The following is a 21392-nucleotide window of genomic DNA, read 5'->3' on the forward strand; positions in this document are numbered from 1 at the left end:
CCCCTATCCGTGGGGCAAGTACGACCAGATCTTCGTGCCCGAGTACAACCTCGGCGCCATGGAGAACCCGGGGCTGGTGACCTTCACGGAGGCGTACCTGTCGCGCGGGGCGGCCACGGATGCGCAGCGTGGCGCCCGCGCGAACACGATCCTGCACGAGATGGCGCACATGTGGTTCGGCGACCTCGTCACGATGCGGTGGTGGGACGATCTGTGGCTCAAGGAGTCCTTCGCTGATTACATGGGCGCGCACGTATCCGTCGCCGCGACGCGGTTCACAGACGCGTGGGAGCGCTTCGCCGCCAACCGCAAGGCCTGGGCCTACCAGCAGGATCAGCTGCCGACCACGCATCCGATCGTCGCTGACATCACCGATCTCGAGGCCGCCAAGCTCAACTTCGACGGCATCACCTACGCCAAGGGCGCGGCCGTGCTCAAGCAACTGGTCGCCTTCGTCGGCGAAGAGCACTTCTTCGAAGGTGCTCGCCGGTACTTCGCCGCCCACGCCTACGGCAACACGACCCTCGAAGACCTGCTCGTCCAGCTCGAAGAGGTCTCCGGTCGCGACGTCCGCGCCTGGTCGCGTGCCTGGCTCGAGACGAGCGGGGTCTCGACGCTCTGGCTCGAATCGGCTGATTCCGCATCAGGCGAGCGGATGTTGGTGCAGTTCGACCCGCGTCCGCATCGCCTGCGCGTGGGGCTGTATGACCTCACCGGCGGTGCGCTGTCGCGTCGCGAGCAGACTGAGGTCGACATTACTGCGGAGCGCACACCGGTGGAGCTGGCAGAAGCAGACTTGGTGCTGCTCAACGACGACGACCTCACCTATGCCAAGGCTCGGCTGGATGCGCGCTCATTGGAGGCCGTCGAGCGGGCGCTGTCGACGCTTGAGCCCCTGCCTCGGGCGCTGGTCTGGTCATCGCTGTGGAATGCGACGCGCGACGGCGAGCTGTCTGCCGCCCGCTACCTCGCCATCGTCGGAGCGCACGCACCGGCGGAGAAGAACATGGGGTTGCTCACCGGTGTGCTCGCCAATGCGGCGTACGCGACCGGACACTATTTGACGGACGAGGCGCGTCCCGCACAGCACGCCGCCTGGCTCGAGACGACCTGGACGGCTTTGGGCGCCGCCGCACCCGGCAGCGATGCCCAGTTGTCGTGGGCGCGTGCGTTCGCCGCGGCATCCGCGTTGGATGCCTCGCGCGCCGCAGATGCACGGGCAATTCTCGGTGGTGACGCACCGGAGGGCCTGCAAGTGGATCCTGATCTGCGCTGGGCTCTGCTGACCGCACTGGCGACCACCGGGCAGGCATCGGATGCCGATATCGAGGCCGAGCTCGCGCGGGATGCCACGGCGAGCGGCCGCACGGCGGCGATCCGAGCTCGGGCGGCGGCACCGGCGCAGGAGGCGCGCGTGGACGCCTGGCATCGGGCGTGGGAGGACGAGTCTCTCACCAACGATCACCTCAGCGCGACGATCGACGGCGTGCGCGCCGGTGGCCGGCGCGACCTGATCGCCGCACTCGACGACGGGTACTTCGAGCGCATCGGGGAGACGTGGCAGAACCGCAGCATCGAGATCGCCCGGCGACTGGTGCTCGGACTGTTCCCGGCGTCCTCGGATCTCGGGCTCGTCGACGGGTGGCTCGCAGCGAACGAGTCCGCGCCCGCAGCGCTGCGACGGCTCGTCGTCGAACAGCGCGACCACCTGGCGCGTGACCTGCGCGTGCGCGCGGCGCAGGCTCAGATCGAGAGCTGATCCGTCGTCACAGGTCGAGGGAGTCGCCGGGGTCGAGCTCGAAGAACTCGCCGCCGTGCTGCTCTGTGGCCCACTGCAGCCGCTGACGGTGCATTCCGCGACCGATCACCGACAGGGTCATGTCGTGGACGCCGAATGCGCGCCGCGGTTTCACAGCGAGCACGAAGTCCATGGCTTCGCCGATCTTCAGCCAGGGTGCCCCGGCCGGGGCTGCGAGCGTGTCGACGGCAACGCACTCGGGGACGGCATAGGAGTCGCCGGGGTAGTACAGCTCGTCGTTGACGAGGACGCCCACATTCTGCACGGGCGGCAGAGAAGAATGGATGACGGCGTGGTCGCCGCCGAAGAAGCGCAGGGTGAAACGCCCAGCGGTCACCGTCTCGCCGGGCGCGACGACCGCGACCTCGTGGTCGGCGGCCGCCGCCGCGACGCCGGCGGGTGCGAAGATCGGCGTTCCGGGCGCTGCGCGGAGAATGCGGTCGAGATGTTCTGGCGTCCAATGGTCGGGATGCTCGTGGGTGAGTACGATCGCGACGACGCCGTGCAGGTCGTCCAGCGGCGTCGTGAACGAGCCGGGATCGATGATGAGCGTGTCGCCGCTCTCGTCGATCCGGAGAGTGGCATGTTCGTGCTTGGTTACGCGCATACGGAGAGTCAACTCCCTTCGCGATTCGGTGGCAAACGCCGCGTCAGAACGAGGCGCGCCCGGGATCCGCGCGCAGTCCATGTCGATTTTGCGGACTCGAAAACCTCATGGCATACTTGAACGGTTGTCGCGGTGCGAAAAGCGCTGCAAGACCTGGCCCCATCGTATAGCGGCCTAGTACGCCGCCCTCTCACGGCGGTAACGCGGGTTCGAATCCCGCTGGGGTCACAACATCGAAAACCCCCGGTTCCGCCGGGGGTTTTCTTCATTTTCTGGTTTCGACCTCGGGGCGGACGGCGATCCACACGACTCGACCCGTGGTCTGCGTGACCGGTGACGATCCGGCCCGGATCTCGCGCTCTGCCGTCTTCAACGCGATGAGGTCGTCGCTCGACAACGTCTGGGCGAGGTTGTTGTGCCATGCAGACAGCTGTGTCGCCAGGTACGCCGCGCCGTCGGTGTTGTCGCTGGCGACTGTCAGATCGGTCAGTTCGCGCTGCGCGCCCACGTAGCCCGCCTTTGCCAGGGGGACGGTCCAATCAGCGGTGGACGGGTGGCCCAGCGCGGCCAGACCGCCGGTGACACGGTCAGCAAGACCGGGCCGTCCCGTGCCCAGGTCGTCAGGCTCAAGCACGATCGATTCGCTCATCTCCGTCACCACCAGCACGCCGCCCGGCCGCAGCACGGACAGCGCCCGCTGCAGAACCAGGGCCGGGTCAATAACGTGATGCAAGGACAGCGACGCCCACACGAGGTCGACGCCGGCGGGTACGAGCTTCGTCCAATCGTCATCGAGATCGACCGGGTGGGGGTGCACCTGGCCGGCGACCCCCGCTCGTGCGGCAGCGCTCGTGAGTCGATCGAGCAGTTCTGCGGACAGATCCAGGCTGTGCACCTGTGCGTCCGGAAAACGTCGTGCGAGAGCGACCGTCCCCGGCCCGGTGCCGGCCCCCAGGTCGAGCGCCGTGCGCACTGGACGATCCAGAGCGGCAGCTGCCCGATCCAGCGCCCCCGACGTGACGTCCGTGGCCAAGAGCGCCTCGCGGTCGAGGTGCTCGGCGAACGCGTCCGAGAAACCGTGGTGGTGAGAAGCGTGATCTGTATCGCGATCAGTCATGCGTCGAGAGTAGTCCGCAACGACATCTCGCGGAACTGGCGGTTGCGCAGCGGGAAGCACATCATGCCCATCAGGGCGAGCCCGAACACCACGAATGCGGTCCAGGTGGTAGTCGCCGCGGCCAGTGCGCCGAACGCGGCCATCGCGAGCGGCATCAGCACGTCGTCGCCGAGACGAGTGATCGCACTCATCCGGCCGAGGTAGGCCGTGTCGACCGTTGCCGCGAAGGTTGCGCTGAGCAGTACGGAGGCGAACCCTGCGGTGAGACCGACCACGAGGCAGCCGATGCCGGTCAACCACATCGGCCCGACGCCGATGAGGATGATCCCCGCGCCCTGCACGACGAGCGCCCAGAACCCGCCGAGCGCTTCGCGGCGGGGGCGCCATTTCGCTACAGTGACCGCGCCGACAGCGGCGCCGAGTCCGATGAGAGCTTCGAAGACACCCACGGCCTGTGCACCCCAGCCCTCGTCATGGGCACGCAGTGCGATTCCGATGCCCGTGGCGGGCCCGACGGCCAGGTTCAGCCCGGACAGTGCGAGGACGAGGGTGCGCGTGGTCGGAGCATCTTTCAGGTGGGAGAAACCATGCAGGATGCCGCGGAGCGCTGTCTCCTTCGCGGCACGGGCCAGCGCGAACCGCGGACGCAACCAGATCGCGATGAAGGCGATCACGAAGGTGAAGGTGAGAGCGTTGATCGACGCGCTCCCGGCGAGCCCGGCGTAGGCGACGAGGAACCCGCCGAGCGCTGCCCCGCCCATCGTGCCGAGTCGGGTCGCCGTCTGCATCACCGCGCTGTACGACGGCAGGTCCTCGACGCGCACGAGCTGCCGGCCGATCGTCGCCGCGGAGGGCTCGTAGAACGCGTCGCACGTGCCGAACGCGATCGCCGCGAGCAGAAGAACCAGCACCGTCGGCGGATTCGCCAGCACCCAGATCGCGACCCCGATCAGAACACCGACGCGCAGGACGTTGAACAGGATCATCACATACCGTGCGTTCGCGCGGTCGGCCAGTACGCCGCCGAACAGCAGGATGACGGCGCGCGGCACCGTGCCGGCGGCGATGATGAGGCCGGCGATCGCCGGGGAGGCGATCTGCACAGCAGTCCACGCGAGCGCGATCGTCCAGATGGCGTCGCCGGCGTCGGAGAGCGCCTTGACCGTGATCCAGGAGTGCACCGCCAGATCGCGCGAGAATCGTGGCGGTTCGCGCAGCAGCATGGGTTCGTTGATGGTCATGGTGTCGTCGGGAATCCGTGCGCGAAGACGAAGACGGGGCGGCGCTCGGACGCGCTCTCATCGGATTCGTCGTCGCGGTCTATGGAACGTGCCCACTGCGCAATCGTGTCGACGAACGCCTTCGACAGGGCTGCCAGCTCGTCGGCGGTCGCCCAGACGAGCGTGTCTGTGCTGAAGGCCGCGCGGCTCCACATCGGGTCGGGGTCGCTGCTCCGATGCCACGCCGACAAGCGCCCGATCTGAGCGTTGATGTTCGCGCGTTGCGCACCGCGGGCGAGCATCGCGTCCGCCGGTGAACCCGCGAAGTCGTCCACCGACCAGCTGAAGCTCCTGCGGGCGATCTGCCACCAGCTCGTGCGCTTGTCGCCGGTCGGGTCGTCCGCTCTTTCGACGATGCCGGCGCGCTCCAGCATCCGCAGGTGGTGGCTGATGCTGCCGACCTGCTGATCCAGAGCGCGAGCGAGGCTCCCCACCTGACTCGCTCCGTACAGCCCGAGATAGTCGAAGATGCGTCGCCGTACGGGGTGGTGCACGGCGGTGATCGCCTCGATCTCTTCCATGCGTTCCACGCTAAGCGTGGTCCCGCATATGCACAAGACTTCTTGTATACCGCGGAAAATCAAGCGGAAACGTTGCTGTCTGCGCCTTGCGAGTCACATCCTCTGGTTCTCAGACCGCTCGGACATCCGGTTCCTCCGACTGTGGCGTGACGCGCACGCCGGCGATGCGCCGGCGGTCCAACGCGGTGACCTGAATCGTTGCGCCCGGCACTTCGATGGTGTCTCCGACGACCGCGAGTCGGCCCAGCTGCTCGGTCACGAACCCGGCGATCGTGTCACTCGAACCGCGCGGCAGCTCCAGTCCGGTGGCTTCTTCGAAATCCTGCAGGTTCAAGCGTCCGTCGAGCGCGCCGCCCGGCGCGTCCATCTCGGCCGCGTCGTATTCGTCGAAGATCTCGCCGACGACCTCCTCGACCAGATCCTCGAGAGTGACCAGGCCGTCGGTGCCGCCGTACTCATCGACGACGACCGCGATGTGATGCCCATCGGCGCGCATGCGCGTGAGCGCGGGGAGCACGCGCGCCGTCGACGGGATGTACGGGATCGTACGGATCAGCGCGCGCACCGATCGCCCAGGATTCTCTCGCGCCGCTTCGAAGAGGTCGCGCACGTGCACGAAGCCGGCGATGTCGTCGATCGATCTGTCCGACACCGGGTAGCGGGAGAACGGGAGGTCGTGCACCTGCGCCAGGGCGTCGGTGACCGTCGCGCTTTCGTCGAGCGCCACGACCTCCGGACGAGGGCGCATGACCTCGCTGATCTGACGGCCGCGCAGCGACAGTACATCATCGAGGATCCGGCGCTCGTCGTCGGGGAGCCCCTGGTGCGAGGCGACGATGTCGCGCACTTCCTCGTCGCTGAGCTCCTCACCGTTCTTGTCTGGGTCGCCGCCGAGCACACGCACGAGACCGTTGGTCGACACCGACAGCAACCAGATGACGGGGCGCATCACGACGGCAAAAGCGTTGAGCGCGGGGGCCACGGCGTACGCGAACTGTGCGTTGCGCTGGATGGCGAGGCGTTTGGGCACGAGCTCGCCGAGCACGAGCGACAGGTACGCGATCACGAGGGTGAGTACGATCGTCGCGATGGTGAGGGCGATAGCGGGGTCCAGACCCCACGACTCGAACAGCGGTGCGACCGATGGCGCGATCGAGGTCGCGCCGTACGCGGCCGAGGCGAACCCAGCCACGGTCACACCGATCTGCACAGCCGAGAGGAAGGTGTTCGGGTTGCGGGCGAGACCCGCGACCTTGGCGCCGCGCCGACCGCGCTGGGCGATGGCGTTGATCTGGCTCTCGCGCAGCGTGACCAGCGCCATTTCGGTGCCCGCGAAGACGCCGCCGACCAGAACGAATGCGAAGACGAGGGCGATGTTCCAGAGCAGATCGCCCATCAGTGGACAACCTTCGTGGAAGGGCGGGGCGCGCCTGGGGTCACCCAGGCGTCGGGACTATCGGAGTCGGAGGACGGCTCCGACAAGCAAATACGGGTCACGACGTTTCCTTTTCTGCGTCGGTGGTGGACGCGGCGAGCTGAGGGTCTGATCGACGGCTGTCCGCCCGGGTCTTGAGGAGGCTGGCCACGGTGGCGACCGCGACGGTCAGCCCGATGAATAGCAGCGAGAACCAGATCGGGATCTCGGGCGCCCAGAGCATCGGCGCGCCGCCATTGATGAACGGGACCTCGTTCACATGCATCGCGTGGAAGACCAGCTTGACGCCGATGAAGGCGAGGATCACTGCAAGACCCTGTGCCAGGTAGACCAGACGCTCGAGCAGTCCTCCGATGAGGAAGTAGAGCTGACGCAGTCCCATGAGGGCGAACGCATTCGCGGTGAAGACGATGTACGCCTCCTCGGTCAGGCCGTATATCGCGGGGATCGAGTCGAATGCGAAGACCAGGTCGATGAACCCGATCGCGACGATGGTCAGCAGCATGGGCGTGACCCAGCGCTTGCCTTCCTTCTTCACCGTGAGTTTGTCACCGTGATACTCGTCGGTCACGGGCAGGATGCGCCGGACCAATCGCATGAACCAGTTGTCTGTCGGGTCGCTGTCACCGTGACTGAATGCCTGGCGATATGCGAGCACCAGCAGCAGGGCGCCGAAGAGGTAGAACACCCACGCGCCGCTCTCGATGAGCGTTGCACCGAGCGCGATGAAGATGCCGCGCATGACCAGCGCGATCACGATGCCGATCATCAGTACTTTCTGCTGATAGATCCTCGGTACCGCGAACCCGGTCATCACGATCAGGAAGACGAAGAGATTGTCGATCGACAGGGCCTTTTCGGTGAGGTACCCCGCGAAGTACTCTCCGCCGTACGTCCATCCCGAGACAGCGCCGATCCCGGCACCGAACAGCAAAGCGAGAGTGATGTAGAAGATCGACCAGCGAGCGGACTCGCCGATGGTCGGCTCATGCGGCTTGCGGACATGAGCGAAGAACTCGTAGACGAAGAAGGCGATCGTGATCACGATCGTGATGCCCCAGACGAGAGGGGTGATGTTCAAGAGATGCTCCAATACCTGGCGTGAAGAATCACGGCCAAGGTCTTCTCCATCCCCAGAATCGAGAACCGGTGCCCCGGGATGCGACCTGCATCCGTAATGACGAGCCGACCGTATCGGAGTACTCCCCTTGCACATGCGAGGATACACGAACTGCCTTCGAGGTCGCTGCGCGCCGACGGCTTCCGAATCTTCGGCTAAAGTCGACGAAGCGAGAGGGAGTATCCCAGATCTCTGCGTTCGTCATCACGAGCACCGACAGTGTTGCTCCGGACGCGGACCGCGTATCGTGCGGGGGAGAGACTTTCGGCCCCTGACCGACCCTCTCGAAAGGTGCTGTGCGCCGTTGAACATTCCTGTGTGGTTCGAGATCACGTCCCTCGTGGTCCTGACCGTCATCCTCATCGCGGACCTGCTTCTCATCCTGAAGCGTCCGCACATACCGTCGACGAAGGAGTCCAGCCTCTGGGTCGCGTTCTACGTGACACTGGCGCTGATCTTCGCCGCCGTGCTGTTCTTCATCGGTGATTCGAAGACTTCGCTCGACTTCCTCACCGGGTGGGCGATGGAATACAGCCTCTCGATCGACAACCTTTTCGTGTTCGTGCTGATCATGAGCCAGTTCTCGGTGCCGCGTCGCTACCAGCAGGAGGCGCTGATGGTGGGCATCATCATCGCCCTCATCCTGCGCGCCGTGTTCATCCTCATCGTCGGCGCCGCCGTCGAGCACCTCAGCCCGATCTTCTACCTGTTCGGTGCCTTCCTCGTCTTCACCGCGATCCGTCAAGCCATGCCTGAGAAACACGAGGGCGATACGCAGACGGAGAGCTTCATCATCCGGATGCTGCGACGCGGAATCGACATCAGTGACTCGTACGACGGTGCGAAGATCCGCACGGTCGTGGACGGCAAGAAGATGTGGACCCCGATGCTCATCGTGTTCGTGTCGCTGGGCGTCACCGACCTGATGTTCGCGGTGGACTCGATTCCCGCGATCTTCGGCGTCACACAGGACCCGTTCATCGTCTTCACGGCGAACCTGTTCGCGCTGATGGGACTGCGTCAGCTCTACTTCCTGCTCGGCGACCTGCTCGAGAAGCTGAAGTACCTGCACTACGGCGTCGCCTTCATCCTGGGCTTCATCGGAGTGAAGCTGATCCTGCACGCCATGCACGAGAACGAGCTGCCGTTCATCAACGGCGGTCAGCCCATCGAGTGGGCGCCCGATATCAACAACTGGGTGTCCCTCGGCGTGATCTTCGCGTCGATGGCCGTGGCTACCGTGGCGAGCCTGATCGCGTCCTCGCGGGAGAAGCGCGCAGCGCTGGACAGCTGACCGCGCCGACCACCCGCCGCTGCCGTGTAAACTGACCGGCATGCGGCGTGTGGTTGTTCTCCTTAGCGGCCGCGACGAGACCTCGATCTAGGCCTTTCTCGTCGCGGCGTCCAGCGTGGCCGAACCGCCGAATACTGGAGATAACGACATGACCGATGCTGTTCACCCCGATTCCTCGAGCCGTCCGCGCACTCTCGCTGAGAAGGTGTGGGACGACCATCTCGTCGTCAGGGGCGAGAACGATGAGCCCGATCTGATCTACATCGACCTGCACCTCGTGCATGAGGTCACGAGTCCGCAGGCGTTCGACGGGCTGCGGGCCGAGGGGCGCCCGCTGCGCCGGCTGGATCTGACGATCGCGACGGAGGATCACAACACCCCGACGCTCGAGATCGACAAGCCGATCGCTGATCTGACCAGTCGCACCCAGATCGAGACGCTGCGCCGCAATGCAGACGAGTTCGGTGTGCGGCTGCACTCGCTGGGCGATGCCGAGCAGGGCATCGTGCATGTCGTCGGCCCGCAGCTGGGCCTCACGATGCCCGGCATCACGGTGGTGTGCGGTGACTCTCACACGTCCACGCACGGTGCATTCGGCGCAATGGCGTTCGGGATCGGCACCAGCGAGGTCGAGCATGTGATGGCGACGCAGACACTGCCGCTGAAACCCTTCAAGACGATGGCGATCACGGTCGAGGGCGAGTTGAAGCCGGGCGTCTCGGCGAAGGACATCATCCTCGCGGTGATCGCGAAGATCGGCACGGGCGGCGGTCAGGGCTACGTGCTCGAATTCCGCGGCAGCGCGATCCGCGCCCTCTCGATGGAGGGGCGTATGACGATCTGCAACATGTCGATCGAAGCGGGGGCGCGTGCCGGGATGGTCGCGCCCGACGAGACGACGTTCGCGTACGTCAAGGACAGGGCGCACGCCCCGCAGGGTCAGGACTGGGACGATGCGGTCGCCTACTGGCGCACGCTCCCCACCGATGAGGGTGCGGCGTTCGATGCCGAGGTCTTCATCGACGCGAACGAACTCGAGCCGTTCGTGACGTGGGGGACGAACCCGGGGCAGGGCAGTTCGCTTTCCGCCTCGGTGCCGGATCCGGCAGAATTCGCCGACCCGAACGAGCGGGCTGCCGCGCAGCGCGCGCTGGAGTACATGGACCTCGCCCCCGGCACGCCGTTGAAGGACGTGCCGGTGGATGCCGTCTTCATGGGGTCGTGCACGAACAGCCGCATCGAAGATCTGCGTGCGTTCGCCTCGATCATCCAGGGGCGTCAGAAGGCCGATGGCGTGCGCGTCATGGTCGTTCCCGGCTCGGCCCGGGTGCGTCTGGAGGCTGAGGCCGAGGGCATCGACCAGATCGTCAAGGACTTCGGCGCGGAGTGGCGTTTCGCCGGCTGCTCGATGTGTCTGGGAATGAACCCCGACCAGCTCGCGCCGGGGGAGCGCTGCGCGTCGACGTCGAACCGCAACTTCGAGGGTCGCCAGGGCAAGGGCGGCCGAACACATCTGGTTTCGCCGCTGGTCGCCGCCGCGACCGCGGTGCGGGGCACCCTGTCCAGCCCCAGCGACCTCGAACCCGCACGCGAGATGGCGGGAGCCTGATCATGGAGAAGTTCACCACGCACACCGGTATCGCAGCTCCCCTGAAGCGCTCGAACGTAGACACCGACCAGATCATCCCCGCGGTCTTCCTCAAGCGGGTCACCAAGACCGGATTCGAGGATGCCCTGTTCCACGCCTGGCGGCAGGACCCGGACTTCGTGCTCAACCAGAAGCCGTTCCAGGGCGCATCCGTCCTGGTCGCCGGATCCGATTTCGGAACCGGTTCCAGCCGCGAGCACGCGGTGTGGGCGCTGCGCGACTTCGGATTCGCGGTCGTGCTCAGCCCCCGCTTCGCCGATATCTTCCGCGGGAACTCCGGCAAGCAGGGCCTGCTCGCCGCCACGATCTCCGAAGACGATCTCGAACGCATCTGGGCGGCCATCGACGCTGATCCGGGCGTGTCCATCACCGTGGACCTCGAGGCGCGCACAGCCACGATCGGCGATATCCAGGCCACCATCGGCGTCGACGATTACACTAGATGGCGGCTCCTCGAAGGGCTCGATGACATCGGGCTCACTCTGCGCAACGAAGACAAGATCGCGCAGTTCGAGGCCCGCCGCGAGTCGTGGCGGCCACGTACGCTTCCTGTTCGCTGACACCGAGTCTGCTGACACCGAGCACCGTGAGCCTGGGGCACTTTCGCCCCGGCGGCTGCCGCCGTGACCGTGAACTGAAGTGAGGCTCATCGAATGACGACCACCGTGCGCGCTGACCTCCAGAACGGAGTACCTGCCTTGACCGGAGATGTACTGGCTATTCGAGGAGGCCGACCGCTGCGCGGCCGGGTCGACGTCAAGGGAGCGAAGAACCTCGCTACCAAGGCGATGGTGGCAGCCCTTCTCGGCGAGGAACCCAGCATCCTGCGCGATGTCCCGACCCTCAGCGATGTCGCCGTGGTGCGCTCCCTGCTCGAGGTGCACGGCGTCCGTGTCACCGAGGGCGACGAGCCCGGTACGCTGCACCTCGATCCGAGCGACGTCGAATCCGCCCACATGGAGGAGATCGACGCGCACGCGGGAGCCTCGCGCATCCCGATCCTGTTCTGCGGTCCGCTGCTGCACCGACTCGGCCAGGCGTTCATCCCCGACCTCGGCGGATGCCGCATCGGCGACCGGCCGATCGATTTCCACCTCGACGCGCTGCGCAAGTTCGGCGCGACGGTCGAGAAGCTGCCCAGCGGCATCCGGCTCTCGACACCCGGCGGCCGGTTGCACGGGGCGAACATCCACCTGCCGTACCCGAGCGTTGGCGCCACCGAGCAGGTGCTGCTGACAGCGGTGCGGGCCGAGGGCACGACCGAACTGCACAATGCGGCCATCGAGCCGGAGATCATGGATCTGATCGCGGTGCTGCAGAAGATGGGCGCGATCATCTCCTACGAGCCGAACCGCGTGATCCTCATCGAGGGCGTCGAGAAGCTTCGCGGCTACGACCACCGGGCGATCTTCGATCGCAACGAAGCCGCGTCATGGGCTTCGGCGGCGCTCGCAACCGATGGCGAGATCTTCGTCAGCGGGGCCAAGCAACAGGAGATGCTGACCTTCCTCAACGTCTTCCGCAAGGCTGGCGGATGGTTCGACATCCGCGAGGACGGCATCCTGTTCCGGCGTGACGGCGACGTGCTCCCCGTCGTGGTCGAGACCGATGTGCACCCCGGGTTCATGACCGATTGGCAACAGCCCCTCGTCGTCGCCCTGACGCAGGCGAACGGCCGGTCCGTCGTGCACGAGACGGTCTACGAGAACCGCATGGGCTTCACCCAGGCTCTGGTGAAGATGGGCGCCGACATCGTCGTGCACCCGCATGGACTTCAGGGCGGACCTCGCCGCGTCGCTCGCCGCGAGCTCGAGCAGGCGGCCGTCATCACGGGGCCGACTCCGCTGCACGGCGCCGACATCGTCGTCCCCGACCTACGGGGCGGGTACAGCCACGTCATCGCCGCGCTCACCGCGACCGGTGAGTCAAAGGTGTCGGGTGTCGACATCCTCAGCCGCGGGTACGAGAAGTTCCTGGCCAAGCTCGACGTCCTCGGCGCCGACTTCGACGTCATCGGCTGATCCGCATGGCTGCCGCATCGACGGAGAAGACCCGACCGAGCCTGTTCTGGGCGCTTGCCGTCGTCGTGGTCCCGTTCGTGACCTACCTGTCGAAGATGCGCTTCACGGGGCGTGAGAAGCTGCCTGCCGAGGGATCGTTCGTCCTGGCGCCGAACCACTATTCCGAGTTCGATCCGCTGATCGTCGCCGCCGCGGTCTGGCGCCTCGGGCGTGCGCCGCGGTTCATGGCGAAGGAGAGTCTGTTCCGGGTGCCGGTCGTCGGTGCCGCGCTGCGGGCCACCGGCATGATCCCCGTGGCCCGAGCCTCGTCGCGGGCGGCCTCGGCGCAGACGATCAGCCAGTCGCGCGAGCTCGTCGAGAACGGACGCGGGGTGATCGTCTACCCCGAGGGCACGCTCACTCGCGACCCCGACCTGTGGCCGATGCGCGGCAAGTCCGGCGCCGTGCGCCTGGCGATGGCCGGTGGCATCCCGCTGATCCCGATGGCCCAGTGGGGGACCCAGGCGATCATGGGGCGCTATCAGAAGGGCCTCAAGCTCTGGCCGCCGCGCAAGCCGATCGACATCGTCTTCGGCGATCCGATCGATCTCAGCGACCTGAAGGACAGGCAGGGCGAACCGGCGGCGATCGCCGAGGCGACCGACCGTCTGATGAACGCGATCACGGCGCTGCTGGAGGAGATCCGACACGAGAAGGCTCCCGCCAAGCGCTGGAACCCCGCCGAACATGGCCAGAAGGAGACCGGTCGCCTTGACTCGTAAGACCGCCGACGCCCCGGGCCCCCGCGTCGCCGTCATCGGCGCCGGTAGTTGGGGGACGACCTTCGGCAAGATCCTCGCCGACGGCGGCGCCCAGGTGACGATGTGGGCGCGCCGTCCCGAGCAGGCCCTCGAGATCGCTGAGGGCAAGCGCAACAGCAAGTACCTGCCCGGGGTCAACCTGCCGCGTACGATGACCGCCACGCACGAGTTGTCGATGGCCATTAACGGCGCGGACCAGGTGTATCTGTCGGTGCCGAGCCAATCGCTGCGTGAGAACCTCAAGGGCCTGCGACCGCTGCTCGAGAACGCCGAGATGCCGATCGTCAGCCTGATGAAGGGAGTCGAGCGTGCCAGCGGCCTGCGCATGAGCCAGGTCATCGAGCAGGAACTCGCCTGCGACCCCGAGCGCATCGCGGTGGCTTCCGGGCCGAACCTCGCTCTCGAGATCGCCCGCGAGCAGCCCACGGCCGCGGTGGTCGCCTCGCTGAGTCAGGACACCGCCGAGACCATCGCCCGGGCGGCGCATAACTCGTACTTCCGCACGTTCGTCAACACCGACGTCATCGGCACCGAATTCGGCGGAGTGCTGAAGAACCTCATCGCGGTCGCGATCGGCATCGTCGATGGCGTCGGCTACGGCGAGAACACGAAGGCATCGATCATCACGCGCGGGCTCGTCGAGATGACCGACTTCGCCGTCGCGAATGGCGCGCAGCCCGAGACCCTGCAGGGTCTCGCGGGCCTCGGTGACCTGATCGCGACCTGCCAGTCGCCGCTCAGTCGGAACAACACGGCCGGGCGTCTCCTGGGCCAGGGCTACGGTTTTCAAGATGTCGTGAAGCAGATGAACCAGACCGCAGAGGGTCTGGCATCGGTCGCCCCGATCCTGCAGCTGGCCCGCGAGTCCGACGTGCACATGCCCATCGTGGAGCAGGTGAAGATGGTGCTCGACGGCAAGATGAATCCCCGCGATATCGCACCGCACCTGACGACAGACGACGACACTCCCCAGGAGGAGCGAACCAATCATGGACAAGCAGACGGTGGTGGTGCTCTTCGGCGGGCGTTCCAGCGAGCATTCGATCAGTTCCGCAACGGCGGGCGGGGTGCTGCAGGCGATTGACCGGGAGCGCTACGACGTGATCCCGGTCGGGATCACGCGCGAGGGCGCCTTCGTGCTCGAGGAGGATTCGCCCGCGAAGTTCGCCTTGGATGCCGCGCACCTGCCCGAAGTCGTCGACAACGGCTCGCGCGTGCTGTGGCCGGAGCCGGGCGGCACGCGGTCGCTGCGGGTGGTCCGGGCAGACGGTTCGACGGCGGATCACGGCGAGATCGATGTCGTGCTGCCGATCCTGCACGGCACGCACGGCGAGGACGGCACGATCCAGGGCTACTTCGACACACTCGAGGTGCCGTACGCCGGCGGCGGGGTGTTGGATTCGGCGCTGTGCATGGACAAGCACTTCATGAAGGTCGTGCTGGAGTCCGAGGGCATCGCGGTATCTCCCTGGGTCACGGTTCGCCGCGGGGACTGGGAACAGGATGCCGAGGCGCTGCGCGCGCGGATCGAGAATCTCGGGCTGCCGGTGTTCGTCAAACCCGCCCGTGCTGGATCCAGCGTCGGGGTCTCGAAGGTGTCGGATCAGGCCGAGCTGGATGCCGCCCTCGAAGTGGCCTTCGCTGAGGATGACAAGGTGCTCGTCGAGACGGGGATCACCGGCCGGGAGATCGAGGTGGCCATCCTCGAGACCGCTGACGGCGTCCGCGCGTCGCTCCCCGGCGAGATCGTGCTGACCTCGCGCGGCTTCTACGATTTCGAGGGCAAATACCTGGGCGGCGACGGCGTCGACGTGGTCTGCCCTGCCGAACTCACCGAGACGCAGCGCGCCGAGATCCAGCAGATCGGGATCCGGGCGTTCCAGGCAGTCGACGGGCGGGGACTCGCCCGTGTGGACATGTTCCTCACCGCGGCGGGCGAGCTCATCGTCAATGAGCTCAACACGATGCCCGGCTTCACGCCCATTTCGATGTTCCCCAAGTGCTGGGTGGCATCGGGCCTCAGCTACGGCGATCTGATCAGCGAGCTCATCGAGGCTGGCCTGCGGCGCTGAGGAGTCAACTCGACGGCGTGCCGTCGAGCAGGTTCTGCGCGTCCTCGTCGAGTTCGTCGGGTGTGGTGCACCGGCCGTCGGCGGGAATCGAGGTGAGCGCACCGACCAGGGCGCGGCTGCCGATGACATCGTTCGAGCTCACGACCCCGGTGTCGATGAACAGTTGCACGGCGGGGTCGCGGCCATACGTCGTCAGCCGGAGGTAGGGCGTGTCGGAGGCGTCGACGAGCCAGTCGACGCCCTCGAGGGTTACGCACTGCAGGTCGGCGGTCGGGCCGGGAACGGTGACCCCGCATCGCAGGATGATCGCGGCGTCGCCCTCGGGCTCTCCCCACGCCACCGTCGCCTGGGCATCTGTCCACCGCCGGTCGAGATCAGCGATGGAATCCGCGTTCTTGAGGCCGACGGTGACATCCGCGCAGAGCGGGTTGTTCGCGTCGTCGGCGGGTTCGAGATGCACAGTGCTCGAGCATCCGCCCAGAAGGCCTGCTCCGAGCAGCAGGGCGACGACGAGAGCGGGACGGCGAGACATGATTCCAGGCTACCTTTGACAGCATGTCCTCCCGCTCCACCGACGACGATCCGCGCCTGGGTGACGTCTCCGAAGGCACCGTGCTGCGTGCCATCCTCGCCCGCACCGCACCCGCATCGCACACGATCCTCGGCCCCGGTGACGATGCGGCCGTGCTGGCTGCGCCGTCGGGGTCCGTGGTCGCCACGACCGACACTCTCGTGCACGGGCCGGATTTCCGGCTCGCATGGTCGAGCGGTTACGACCTCGGCTGGAAGTCAGCGGCGGTGAACCTCGCCGATGTGGCTGCGATGGGCGCCCGACCCACCGGACTCCTGGTCGCTCTCGCCGTGCCGCGGGACATGCGCCTGTCGTTCATCGAGCAGCTGGCCGACGGCTTCCGGGCTGCCTGTGAGGCACTGGCGCCCGGGTGCTCGGTCGTCGGCGGCGATCTGACGGTCTCGGACGTGCTGACGATCGCGGTCACCGCCCTCGGCGACCTGGAAGGGCGAGAGGCCGTGACACGGGCCGGAGCCCGACCGGGAGACGTTGTGGCGGTGGCGGGGGAGTTGGGGCTCGCGGCCCACGGTTTGGCCGTACTGTTCGGCCGCTTCCGTGACGGGGAGACGCCGGTGCCGGTGGATGCCCAGCGCCTCGCCGACGGAGAGTCCGCGGCGGTCTCCGCACAACTGCGTCCGGCGCCGCCGATCGGGCTCGGCCCGGTCGCCGCGATCGCCGGCGCCACGGCCATGATGGACATCTCGGACGGTCTCGCGCTGGACGCCGGGCGGATGGCGACAGCGTCCGCCGTGACGATCGACCTCACCCGGACCGCCCTCGGAGCCGATCCGGAGCGTGCGCTGGCCGGCGGCGAGGACCACGCTCTGCTGGCGACGTTCCCTTCGGAGTCCCTGCCGCCCGGCTTCCGCGCCATCGGCGTCGTGCGGGAGCGCGGGGCCGACGGCGTGCTGTGCGATGGACAGCCGGCCGGTGCTGCGGGCTGGGATCCCTATCGCGACTGGGATGCCGCGGCCGGCTGAGCCCACCACACCGCGGTGTCGCCGTAGACCTTCTCGCGGAAGATCTCCAGCCCCGCGGCATCCGCGTCCGGTGGCGTCGAGCGTCGCGCCCGTTCGATCACGACGACGGCCTCCTCGGACAGCAGCGGTGCGAGCGCGATCAGGTCGGCCGTCATCGCCTCGTCGTCGAGCTCGTAGGGCGGATCGGTGAACACGAGGTCCCAGGGCCCGGCGGCGCGGCGGAGGAACGGCAGGACGGCGCTCTCATGCACGCGTGGGGCGCCTGTGAGATTCTTGGCCACGACGACGGCGTTTCGCCGCACGACGGCCGCCGCAGGCCGTGAGCGCTCGACGAGATCGAGGCTGGCGGCGCCGCGACTGAGCGCCTCGAGTCCCAGGGCGCCGGAACCGGCATACAGATCCAGCACTCGGACATCGGCGACGGCCCCGGCCGACTCGAGCGCACCGAACAGCGACTCGCGCACCCGGTCGCTGGTCGGTCGGGTCCCCGTACTCGGCACCTCGATGCGCAGGCCGCGTGCGGCACCGGCGATGATCCTCGTCACCTCATCAGCCTAAGACTGTCCGCGACGTTATCTAGACTTCAGGAATGGTCTTCTCGCTCGACACGCGCCTGGAAGATGCCGTGGGTAGCGGCCCGGCGAAGAAGCTCGAACGCGCATTCGACATGCGCACGGTCGGCGACATGCTCGCGCACTACCCGCGCCGCTATGCCGATCCGGCTGAGTTGACGCCGATCCGAGATCTGCCGGTGGGTGAGACGGTGACGATCGTCGCGGAGGTTCTCTCGTCATCCGCCCGCGCGATGCGGAACAGGTCGGGGGCGATGACCGACGTCATCATCGGCGATGAGAATGGCCGCGTCTCGCTCACGTTCTTCGCGAAGGGTCTCAAGCAGGCTGAGTGGCGCAGGGACCAGCTGCATCCCGGCCGCCGGGGCGTCTTCTCCGGCAAGGTCGGTTCATTCAAAGACGTCACGCAGTTCTCCCACCCCCAGTACGAGCTGTTCGACGACGATGAAGAGCGCCGGACGCAGGTCGAGGAGCGCGCCCACCGGCCGATCCCGATCTACCCGGCCACCTCTGCGGTGGCGAGCGGACAGTTCCGAGAACTCGTCGAGCTGGTGCTGCCGCAGCTGGGTGAGATTCCCGACCCGCTTCCCGAGTCCGTACGCACCGCAGAGGGAATGTTGGACGCGCGCACGGCGCTGAACCAGGTGCATCGACCGGAGACCAAGACCGATGTCGACCCGGCTGTGCGCACCCTGCGCATGCACGAGGCGCTCGTGCTGCAGACAGCGCTGCTGCAGCAGCGTGCGGCCGTGCGTGCGCTCACGGCGACACCGCGCGCGGCTGCGCCCGGTGGACTGCTCGAACGATTCGAACAGGCGCTGCCGTACACGCTCACCGCCGACCAGAAGACGGTCGGAGAGCAGGTCGCATCCGACCTCACCGGCGCCTGGCCGATGAACAGGCTCGTCCAGGGCGAGGTGGGATCGGGAAAGACTCTCGTCGCACTGCGGGCGATGCTGCAGGTCGCCGAATCCGGCGGGCAATCCGCGCTGATCGCCCCCACCGAGGTTCTGGCTGCGCAACACCTGCGGTCCATTACGAAGATGCTCGGGCCCCAGCTCGCCCCCGAGGTCATGCCGACGCTGCTCACCGGCCAGATGCCCGCGGCTGAGCGACGCAAGGCCGCGCTCCGCGTTGCGGCGGGGCAGGCGCTGATCGTCGTCGGCACGCACGCGCTGCTGGGGGAGAAGACGACGTTCGCCGAGCTCGGCCTCGTCGTCGTCGACGAACAGCATCGATTCGGCGTCGAGCAGCGCGAGGCTCTGCGCGCCAAGGGGTCGAGCCCGCACGCCCTGGTGCTGACGGCGACGCCGATCCCGCGCACGGTCGCGATGACGGTGTTCGGCGATCTCGACACTTCGGTGATCCGCACGATGCCGGCCGGTCGTGCTGGTATCGAGTCTTTTGTGGCGCCGCTGGCCGAGCATCCGGCCTGGTTCCAGCGCGTCTGGGCCCGCGCGGCCGAAGAGGTCGCTCAAGGACGGCAGGTGTTCGCTGTGTGCGCCGCGATCGACACGACCAAGAAGACCGGTGCCGCCGAGGAAGACGCCGCAGCGCTGGTGCCGCCCGATGAGGGCGCGGCAGGTCCGCGTTGGGGTGTTGTCCAGCTCGATGAGGCGCTGGCTACGCACCCGACGGTCGGCACGCTCCGGCGGGCGGTGCTGCACGGGAGGATGCCCTCCGACGAGAAGGATGCCGTCATGCAGGCCTTCGCGCGGGGCGAGATCGACGTGCTCATCGCCACGACCGTGATCGAGGTCGGTGTCGATGTGCCCAACGCGTCGACGATGATCGTGCTGGATGCCGACCGGTTCGGTGTCTCGCAGCTGCACCAGCTGCGCGGCCGCGTCGGGCGCGGTTCGGTCCCTGGTCTCTGCCTGCTGGTCACCGAGGCTGAAGAGGGCACCCTCGCACGCGAACGCGTCGAAGCTGTCGCGGCGACGCTTGACGGATTCGCCCTCGCCGAGGTCGACCTCGAACTGCGCGGTGAGGGCGACGTTCTCGGCCAGGCGCAGTCGGGGGTTCGATCGTCGCTGCGGCTGCTCCGCGTGGTCAAGGATTCCCGGCTCATCGCCCGGGCACGCGAACTCGCCGAAGAGATCCTCGGCGCCGACCCCACCCTGGCTGCGCACACCAGCCTGCGCGATGTCATCACGCGCCGGGTGACCGAAGATGACCGCGCCGCCCTCGCGAAGAACTGATCACATTCGTGCAATAGGCTGAAAAGCATGCGAAGCACCGAGCGATCGAAGGAGACGCAATGAGCAGCCGGATTGCCGTCGTCCCCGGATCATTCGATCCGCCGACCCTCGGACACCTCGATGTGATTCGACGCGCGGCGAGACTCTACGACGAGTTGCACGTGCTGGTGGTGCACAACCCCGGCAAAGAAGCGATGCTGCCGATCGCACAGCGTCTGTCACTTCTCGAGCAGTCCATTCAAGAGGACGGTATCGAGGGCAACGTCATCGTGGGCTCGTGGAGCATGGGTCTGCTCGTCGATTATGCGCGTGACGTCGGCGCCGGCGTACTGGTCAAGGGCATCCGCTCCCAGATCGACGTCGCCTATGAGTCTCCGATGGCGATCGTGAACCGTCATCTCGCCGAGATCGAGACGGTGTTCCTGTTGCCGGACCCGTCGCACGCGATGGTTTCGAGCTCCCTCGTGCGCCAGGTCGCTGCCCTCGGCGGAGACGTCGCCCCGTTCGTGCCGACAGCGGTCGCATCGTTCCTCGACACCGGCGCCCGCGGCATCTGACGCTCAGCGTCCGCTGAGCCGGCTGCAGCATCGGCCGGTAGCATGGTGTGTGTGAAGACTCGACTCAACGGTCCCTTTGTGGTGCCCGTCCGCGACATCGTCCGGCATCCCGGCGAGATGCGAGAGCACCATTTCTCCGTGACTCTTCCCGAACAGTGGGGGGAGGGCATTGTCTCGTTCGAGCTCGGCTCGGACGTCGATCTCGACGTGCGCGTCGAGTCGGTGCACGAGGGCATTCTCGTCACCGGAACGGCGGATGCTGAGTACACCGGAGTGTGCGGGCGATGCCTTGTCGACATCACTGAGCCTGTCGAAGTCGAGTTCCAGGAGCTTTTCGCGTATCCTGGTGAGGAAGAAACTGACTTCGAGGTTCAAGACGACCACGTGGATCTTGAAACTCTGGTCAGGGAAGCGGCAGTTTTGTCGCTTCCGTTTCAGCCGGTGTGTCGGCCGGATTGCCCAGGGCTCGACCCGAAAACGGGCGAGAGGCTGACAGAAGGCACCAGGGCCGAGGAAGACGTCCCCATCGATCCCCGATGGAGTGCGCTCCGCCAGATCGCAGACCAGGGGAGCGCGGCCGAGAGCCGCGATCCCGAGAACAAAGAAGAGAGTTAGCCATGGCCGGTAACCCCCCGAAGCGCAAGGTATCCCGTTCGAACACCCGCTCGCGTCGCGCGCAGTGGAAGGCAGCGCCCGTCACGCTGGTGAAGACCGTTGAGAACGGCAAGACCGTCTACAGCCGTCCGCACCAGGCGAAGGTCGTCACCGACTCGCAGGGCACCGAGCTGTTCCTCGAGT

At 66.9% G+C, this 21392-nt stretch carries 21 protein-coding genes and 1 tRNA gene; 14 read left to right on the forward strand and 8 right to left on the reverse strand.

Annotation, left to right across the window (positions count from 1 at the left end; genetic code table 11):
* On the forward strand, window positions 1–1759 hold a 1759-nt coding region (gene pepN, locus ACTICP_RS12880), incomplete at its 5' end, for an aminopeptidase N (RefSeq protein WP_441892965.1).
* Window positions 1760–1766: 7 nt separating this feature from the next.
* On the opposite strand, the gene ACTICP_RS12885 is transcribed toward pepN, so the two are convergent.
* Window positions 1767–2405, reverse strand: coding sequence for an MBL fold metallo-hydrolase (locus ACTICP_RS12885; protein WP_441892967.1), 639 nt, complete (start codon window positions 2403–2405; stop codon window positions 1767–1769).
* 155 nt (window positions 2406–2560) lie between these two features.
* Between ACTICP_RS12885 and ACTICP_RS12890 the strand changes: the two genes are divergently transcribed.
* Window positions 2561–2633 (forward strand) — tRNA-Glu (locus ACTICP_RS12890).
* Between the two features lie 37 nt (window positions 2634–2670).
* Here the strand turns inward: ACTICP_RS12890 and ACTICP_RS12895 are convergent.
* The 5 genes from ACTICP_RS12895 to ACTICP_RS12915 all read right to left on the reverse strand — a co-directional run bounded on the left by ACTICP_RS12895 (window position 2671) and on the right by ACTICP_RS12915 (window position 7839).
* Window positions 2671–3522, reverse strand: coding sequence for a class I SAM-dependent methyltransferase (locus ACTICP_RS12895; RefSeq protein ID WP_441892969.1), 852 nt, complete (start codon window positions 3520–3522; stop codon window positions 2671–2673).
* Entirely contained in the window at window positions 3519–4763 is a 1245-nt protein-coding gene (locus ACTICP_RS12900; RefSeq protein ID WP_441892971.1) for an MFS transporter, read from the reverse strand. The genes ACTICP_RS12895 and ACTICP_RS12900 overlap by 4 nt, the downstream gene beginning before the upstream one ends.
* Window positions 4760–5323: a helix-turn-helix domain-containing protein gene (locus ACTICP_RS12905; RefSeq protein ID WP_441892973.1), complete on the reverse strand. Its 564-nt coding sequence runs from the start codon at window positions 5321–5323 to the stop codon at window positions 4760–4762. The genes ACTICP_RS12900 and ACTICP_RS12905 overlap by 4 nt, the downstream gene beginning before the upstream one ends.
* A 109-nt stretch (window positions 5324–5432) precedes the next feature.
* Entirely contained in the window at window positions 5433–6719 is a 1287-nt protein-coding gene (locus ACTICP_RS12910; RefSeq protein WP_441892974.1) for a hemolysin family protein, read from the reverse strand.
* Window positions 6720–6816: 97 nt separating this feature from the next.
* Window positions 6817–7839 (reverse strand): TerC family protein, encoded by a 1023-nt coding sequence (locus ACTICP_RS12915; protein WP_441892976.1) that lies wholly within the window; start codon window positions 7837–7839, stop codon window positions 6817–6819.
* A gap of 343 nt (window positions 7840–8182) precedes the next feature.
* Between ACTICP_RS12915 and ACTICP_RS12920 the strand changes: the two genes are divergently transcribed.
* From ACTICP_RS12920 to ACTICP_RS12950, 7 genes are all read left to right on the forward strand, one after another.
* Entirely contained in the window at window positions 8183–9172 is a 990-nt protein-coding gene (locus ACTICP_RS12920; RefSeq protein WP_441892978.1) for a TerC/Alx family metal homeostasis membrane protein, read from the forward strand.
* A 148-nt stretch (window positions 9173–9320) separates the two neighbouring features.
* The gene (gene leuC / locus ACTICP_RS12925) at window positions 9321–10781 is read left to right on the forward strand and encodes a 3-isopropylmalate dehydratase large subunit (RefSeq protein WP_441892980.1); all 1461 of its coding nucleotides are present in this window, start codon (window positions 9321–9323) and stop codon (window positions 10779–10781) included.
* A 2-nt stretch (window positions 10782–10783) separates the two neighbouring features.
* Window positions 10784–11380 carry a 3-isopropylmalate dehydratase small subunit gene (leuD, locus tag ACTICP_RS12930; protein WP_441892982.1) on the forward strand — a complete coding sequence of 199 codons (597 nt, stop codon included), beginning with the start codon at window positions 10784–10786 and terminating at the stop codon, window positions 11378–11380.
* A gap of 93 nt (window positions 11381–11473) precedes the next feature.
* The gene (gene murA / locus ACTICP_RS12935; protein ID WP_441892984.1) at window positions 11474–12841 is read left to right on the forward strand and encodes a UDP-N-acetylglucosamine 1-carboxyvinyltransferase; all 1368 of its coding nucleotides are present in this window, start codon (window positions 11474–11476) and stop codon (window positions 12839–12841) included.
* Window positions 12842–12846: 5 nt separating this feature from the next.
* Complete coding sequence (locus ACTICP_RS12940; RefSeq protein ID WP_441892986.1) at window positions 12847–13602, forward strand: lysophospholipid acyltransferase family protein; 756 nt, start codon at window positions 12847–12849, stop codon at window positions 13600–13602.
* The gene (locus ACTICP_RS12945; protein ID WP_441892988.1) at window positions 13568–14725 is read left to right on the forward strand and encodes an NAD(P)H-dependent glycerol-3-phosphate dehydrogenase; all 1158 of its coding nucleotides are present in this window, start codon (window positions 13568–13570) and stop codon (window positions 14723–14725) included. Before ACTICP_RS12940 ends, ACTICP_RS12945 begins: the two co-directional genes overlap by 35 nt.
* On the forward strand, window positions 14631–15713 hold the full coding sequence (locus ACTICP_RS12950; RefSeq protein WP_441892990.1) for a D-alanine--D-alanine ligase family protein: 1083 nt from the start codon (window positions 14631–14633) through the stop codon (window positions 15711–15713). Before ACTICP_RS12945 ends, ACTICP_RS12950 begins: the two co-directional genes overlap by 95 nt.
* Window positions 15714–15717: 4 nt before the next feature.
* On the opposite strand, the gene ACTICP_RS12955 is transcribed toward ACTICP_RS12950, so the two are convergent.
* Window positions 15718–16245, reverse strand: coding sequence for a DUF3515 family protein (locus tag ACTICP_RS12955; protein WP_441892992.1), 528 nt, complete (start codon window positions 16243–16245; stop codon window positions 15718–15720).
* 23 nt (window positions 16246–16268) lie between these two features.
* Here ACTICP_RS12955 and thiL point away from each other — a divergent pair, with 23 nt between their 5' ends.
* The gene (thiL, locus tag ACTICP_RS12960) at window positions 16269–17264 is read left to right on the forward strand and encodes a thiamine-phosphate kinase (protein WP_441892994.1); all 996 of its coding nucleotides are present in this window, start codon (window positions 16269–16271) and stop codon (window positions 17262–17264) included.
* Here the strand turns inward: thiL and rsmD are convergent.
* Window positions 17234–17809 (reverse strand): 16S rRNA (guanine(966)-N(2))-methyltransferase RsmD, encoded by a 576-nt coding sequence (rsmD, locus tag ACTICP_RS12965; RefSeq protein WP_441892996.1) that lies wholly within the window; start codon window positions 17807–17809, stop codon window positions 17234–17236. The two genes, thiL and rsmD, sit on opposite strands and share 31 nt — an antisense overlap.
* Before the next feature lie 44 nt (window positions 17810–17853).
* Between rsmD and ACTICP_RS12970 the strand changes: the two genes are divergently transcribed.
* The 4 genes from ACTICP_RS12970 to rpmF all read left to right on the forward strand — a co-directional run.
* Window positions 17854–20037: an ATP-dependent DNA helicase RecG gene (locus ACTICP_RS12970; RefSeq protein WP_441892998.1), complete on the forward strand. Its 2184-nt coding sequence runs from the start codon at window positions 17854–17856 to the stop codon at window positions 20035–20037.
* Window positions 20038–20096: 59 nt separating this feature from the next.
* On the forward strand, window positions 20097–20594 hold the full coding sequence (gene coaD / locus ACTICP_RS12975; RefSeq protein WP_441893000.1) for a pantetheine-phosphate adenylyltransferase: 498 nt from the start codon (window positions 20097–20099) through the stop codon (window positions 20592–20594).
* A gap of 117 nt (window positions 20595–20711) precedes the next feature.
* Complete coding sequence (locus tag ACTICP_RS12980; protein WP_441893004.1) at window positions 20712–21209, forward strand: YceD family protein; 498 nt, start codon at window positions 20712–20714, stop codon at window positions 21207–21209.
* Window positions 21210–21211: 2 nt separating this feature from the next.
* Window positions 21212–21392: 50S ribosomal protein L32 (rpmF, locus tag ACTICP_RS12985; protein ID WP_441893002.1), on the forward strand; the 181-nt coding region annotated here is incomplete at its 3' end.

Source organism: Microbacterium sp., from assembly GCF_052102115.1.
Classification (GTDB): domain Bacteria; phylum Actinomycetota; class Actinomycetes; order Actinomycetales; family Microbacteriaceae; genus Microbacterium.